Here is a 4,644-nt window from a genome sequence, read left to right as displayed (position 1 = left end):
CGGCTCGCTCGCAGAAAACATCAGCCGACTTCTGGGTGGCGAACCGGGCGATCGGGCTTCCCGTCCTCGTCATGGCCAACGTCGCCGCCATCATGCACGGAGGCTCGATACTGAGCGGTGTCGCGCTCATGGGAAGCGTGGGGGGAGTCGCGGGGCTCCCCTACATCGCGTTCGCCGGCGGTTTCGCCGTCATCTTCTTCTCGTTTGCGAAGCGACTACGAAATTCCGGCGGCTTCACTCTCCCCGACTACATGGGGGACCGCTTCGACAGCAGGTTTCTGCGCGGGTGGAGCGCTCTCATGGTCGCGCTGTCGAGCGTGATTTATCTGATCGCCCAAATTCGAGGCATGGGCTTCATTCTCGAAAGCCTTCTCGGAATCCCTTTCTTCTGGGGGCTCTTTCTGGGAACCGTCATCTTCGTCTTCTATGTGGCGCTCGGCGGCCTTCTGGCCGTCATCTGGACGAACATCGCCCAGTTCGTCTTCATGTGGGCAGGTCTTCTCATTCTGCTGCCCTACGTCCACGAAGCCGTCGGCGGCTGGTACGACGTCATCGATCGTGTCGAGGCCGTGGCGCCTGGGTGGACGTCCGTTCGCGGGACCTCGTGGTCTCTGGGATACCTGCTGTCGTGGAACGTGATCTGGTTCGTGGCTTATTGCACCCGGGTCGAGCTGATCACCAAGATGTACGCCGCAAGGGACCACAAGATCGCCCGCCGTTCGCTCCCCTGGACGATCCTGATCACCCTCGCCTTTCTGCTCTATGGCAACTTCTACATCGGGGGTGCGGCGAGAGTCCTGGTGTGGGATTCCATCTCCGCGCCCGATCAAGCCTTTCCCACGCTCGTCAGCACGCTGCTTCCACCCATTCTCGCCGCGCTGGCGCTGACGGGTATCGCCAGCGCCGCGATGTCGACCACTGACTCCCTCCTGCTCATGTCGGGGGCCGCCATCGCCCACGATTTCTTGAGAAAGTGCTTTCACGAGCCGAACGGAATCCAAAGAGACGAGAGTTATTATCTTCGTGCTTCTCGCATCACGATCGTCGCCGTGGGGCTCGTGGCGTTTCTCGGTGCCATCCCCGAGATCGATCTGATTCTTCAGATCGTCTCTTACGCGATCGCCATCGTGGGCGCCACGTTCTTCTTTCCGCTGATCGTCGGGCTCACGTCGAGCCGACTGAGCAAGCAGGCGGCGATCGCATCTTCGGTTGGCGGCTCTTTTGTCACGATCGCCTGGACGTGGGCACGGCTCGATGGGGCCACCTGGGCACAGGACCTGCACCCCGGGGTGATGGGCTTGGCCACGGCTGGTATCCTGATGTTCATCGTTGGCCTGGTTACGAGACCCGTAAGCCCACGAGCCGTGAGCAAGTTCTTCCCCGAGGCAAGCTGATGCTGGGACTTCCCCTTTCGAGCTTCGTCGTTCTCTTCGTAGTCCCCGGACTGATCATCGCTGCGATGTTCTACTACTCGGGAAGAATCAAGAAAGGGACGTGGGATTGAGTCCCGCCGCGTCGATCTCCGCGGCGGCTGTGAGCTCGTCCAGCTGCGTGACGGTGCGAGCTCCGACGATGGCTCCGGTGACGGCGGGGTGATGGAGTGTCCAGGCGACGGCCAATGCGGCCACCGTGCAACCACGTTCGCTCGCGAGTGGTCGCAGCCCATCGACGAGCTCCAGCGCTCGCGATAGTCGCGGTTGTCTGAAATCCAGGCTCTTCGTCTTGCGCCAGTCCGCTTCCGGGAGGGCACGAATGCGCTCCGGAGTCATCTTGCCCGTCAGAAGCCCGGATTGAAGCGGCGAGTACACGATGACGCCGATGTCTTGCTCGGAGCAGTAAGGGAAAAGGTCCCGCTCGGCGTCACGGTTCAGAAGCGAGTAAGGCGGCTGCAAAGTCTCGACAGGAGCGATCCTTCGAGCCCGCTCCAGTTGGCTCACGTCGAAGTTGGAAACGCCAATATGCCGTACCTTTCCTTGCTCGCGAAACCGGGCCAGGGTATCCCAGCCCTCCTCGAGGCCCGACGCGGGGCCGTCGGGCGGAAAATCCGGCCAATGAATCTGGTAGAGATCGACCGTTTCTATTCCCAGCCGGACAAGGCTTTGCTCGAGCTCGACGCGGAGGGAGTCGGCCAGAAGGCTATGAGTGATCTTGTGATTGGCCCGCCACCGTATCCCGCATTTCGTGAATAGGAGAGGCCGGCGGGAAGCCGGCAAGTCCCGAAGAGCGCGGCCCACGACTTCCTCGGCATGCCCGAGTCCGTACACGGGAGCGGTATCAATCCAGTTCATCCCGCTTTCGACGGCCCTTTGAATCGTGGCAATGGAAGCCCGATCGTCCTGATCTCCCCACCCGAAGGACCAGTCGCCGCCTCCGAAAACCCAGCTCCCGAGGCCGAGAACGCTGATGTCGAGGCCCGTTCGACCTAGTCGCCGCGTCTCCATTTACGTTGACAGACCTCTTTCCGGTTCCCTATTCTGGAGAAAAAGACATCTGGAGCTTCTCCTTGTATCAAAGAACAGCACGACAGCTCATCCTTGCCGTGGCGGGCGTCTATATCGTCATCCTCGGCTTCGTGGAGCTCGGCCGGGGGGCAATGGCCGTCGATCCCGCGGTCGCCAGCGAGCTCTTGCGAACCGTCACCACCATTGCGAGCCTCTCGGTCGGCGCGATCCTCGGCTTCTACATTGCCTCGCCTCGTCGCGAGGGATAGGCCGAGCGGCGGCGACAGGCTTCCACAGAGATTGTGCAAAACTCTGTGGAAAAACATGTCGATTACCCCGTCGAGCCCGCAAGTAGCACGAGCCACTAACTCTTTGCTGTGAGTTGCAGCAGCCCTTTTTGTGGAAAAGTGGCCACCAGGTGAGCAGAATTTTGGAGCCTCTCGACGCTGGCGGCTTCGTTTTTTCGGTCACCAGAAAAACCAATAAAGAGCCGCCGTTGCGCAGATGATCGCCCATCCGCAGAGCCGGCCACCCGCCATGGGGGTGGTATCGATGCGGCGGGGCTCTGGCAGCACCACAGGCAGGCTCAGAGGCCATTTCCAGCTGATGAGAGCCATGAAACCGACCTGTAAAAGAAACGTGAACGCCATGTGATGCAGGAACGCCACCTGCGGCAAGCGCCAGAGCAGCGCGGCGTATACGGGGATACCGAGAAGCATGGCTCCGATCGCTGCGCTCGGGGGAGCTTTCCTGACCACGAGGCCGAAGAGGAAAGCGGCGACGATTCCCGGAGTAATGAAACCCCAAACCATCTGAATGTAAGTGAAAACGCCTTCGAAGCCCGAAATCATCGGGGCCCAGAGACAAGCGATCACCCCGAATACCGCCGTGGCCCATCGACCGACCCGAACGAGCTCGGCAGGTCTCGCCCGGCGACCGCGATGTCGTGCGTACAGATCCATGGTGAAGATGGTCGATGCCGAATTGAGCATGGAGTTGAACGAGCTCATCACCGCTCCGGTGAGAGCAGCGAGCATGATGCCCCGCAAGTGGGCGGGAAGGATGCGACTCACCAGGAAGGGGTAGGCGCCATCTGCCCTTTCGATCTCCGGTCCATAGAGCTGATGAGCCATCAACCCGGGAAAGACGATGATAAAAGGGATCAGGAGCTTCAAGAGCGCCGCGAAAAAGATGCCTCGCTGGCCCTCGGCGAGGCTTCGCGCACCCAGCGTCCTCTGGGTAATGAACTGGTTCAAGCCCCAATAGAAGAGGTTCGGAATCCACAATCCGCCGACGAAAACGGCGAGCCAGGGCATGTCGGGGTCGTTCCAGGGAAGGACCGTGTGGAGCTTCTCCTGGTTCGCGGCGAAGAAGCTTTTTACTCCCCGGTTCCAGTCCCCGTCGCCGATTGCCAGGAAACCCAGGACGAGCACCAAGGCTCCCCCGAGAACGAGCGCCGAGCCCTGGATCAGATCGGACCAGACCACGGCCTTGAGGCCTCCGTAGATCGTATAAGCGCCGGCCACGACGCCGATCAGCCAGATCGAGGCCACGAGCGACCAGGACTCCGCCGGGGCGGCCTCGAGACCGAACCTCTCGGCGAAGAGAGCGGGAAGATCGAAGATGGCGCCGAGGGCGATGGCCCCCGAGTACAGGACGGTGGCGAGCGCAACCACCACGTAGGCAACCATTATGAAGAACGCCATGACCGCTCTCGCGCGGGCGTCGTAACGATGCTCGAGGAACTCCGGCATGGTGTAGATGCCCGCCCGGAGAAAGGTCGGTAGAAGCCACCAGGCAACAACCACCAGGGTGACGGCGGCCATCCATTCGTAGCTCGCGATCGCGAGCCCGACGCGACCGAACGCGGAGCCTGCCATGCCCACGAAATGCTCGGTCGAGATGTTCGACGCGATCAGCGACATGCCAATGAGCCACCACCCGAGGCTGCGACCCGCGAGAAAGTAATCCTCCGTCGTCTTCTCCCGGCGTCCGGCATAGGCAGAGACTCCGACGACGACGGCGAGAAACCCGCCGAAGGTGATGAGGTCGACGAGGCTCAGGCTCACTCGAGGATGTTTCCGAAGATCTCGACTCCTCCGAGCACGGAGCCCAGCATGCTTCCCAGACCGGGAAGGATGAAGGCGAGAAACACCCGCAGGAGCTTGTTCTCCCACCATTTTCGAAGGACGCCGGCATCCTC

General features: G+C 61.4%; 4 protein-coding genes. 2 read left to right on the top strand and 2 right to left on the bottom strand.

Annotated elements, in window-relative coordinates; all coding sequences use genetic code 11:
- The coding region (locus VEK15_14960; GenBank protein HXV61996.1) for a sodium:solute symporter family protein at positions 1–1,394 on the top strand (1,394 nt) is incomplete at its 5' end.
- Positions 1,395–1,481: 87 nt separating this feature from the next.
- On the opposite strand, the gene VEK15_14955 is transcribed toward VEK15_14960, so the two are convergent.
- Entirely contained in the window at positions 1,482–2,441 is a 960-nt protein-coding gene (locus VEK15_14955) for an aldo/keto reductase (protein HXV61995.1), read from the bottom strand.
- 62 nt (positions 2,442–2,503) lie between these two features.
- Between VEK15_14955 and VEK15_14950 the strand changes: the two genes are divergently transcribed.
- Complete coding sequence (locus tag VEK15_14950; protein HXV61994.1) at positions 2,504–2,710, top strand: hypothetical protein; 207 nt, start codon at positions 2,504–2,506, stop codon at positions 2,708–2,710.
- 198 nt (positions 2,711–2,908) lie between these two features.
- Here the strand turns inward: VEK15_14950 and VEK15_14945 are convergent, their stop codons facing one another.
- Positions 2,909–4,510 carry a solute:sodium symporter family transporter gene (locus VEK15_14945; GenBank protein HXV61993.1) on the bottom strand — a complete coding sequence of 534 codons (1,602 nt, stop codon included), beginning with the start codon at positions 4,508–4,510 and terminating at the stop codon, positions 2,909–2,911.
- Positions 4,511–4,644: the final 134 nt, after the last annotated feature.

It is taken from the genome of Vicinamibacteria bacterium (assembly GCA_035620555.1).
Classification (GTDB): domain Bacteria; phylum Acidobacteriota; class Vicinamibacteria; order Marinacidobacterales; family SMYC01; genus DASPGQ01.
The sequence above is the reverse complement of the archived record's forward strand: the minus strand, read 5'-3'. Positions and strand labels throughout refer to the sequence as shown.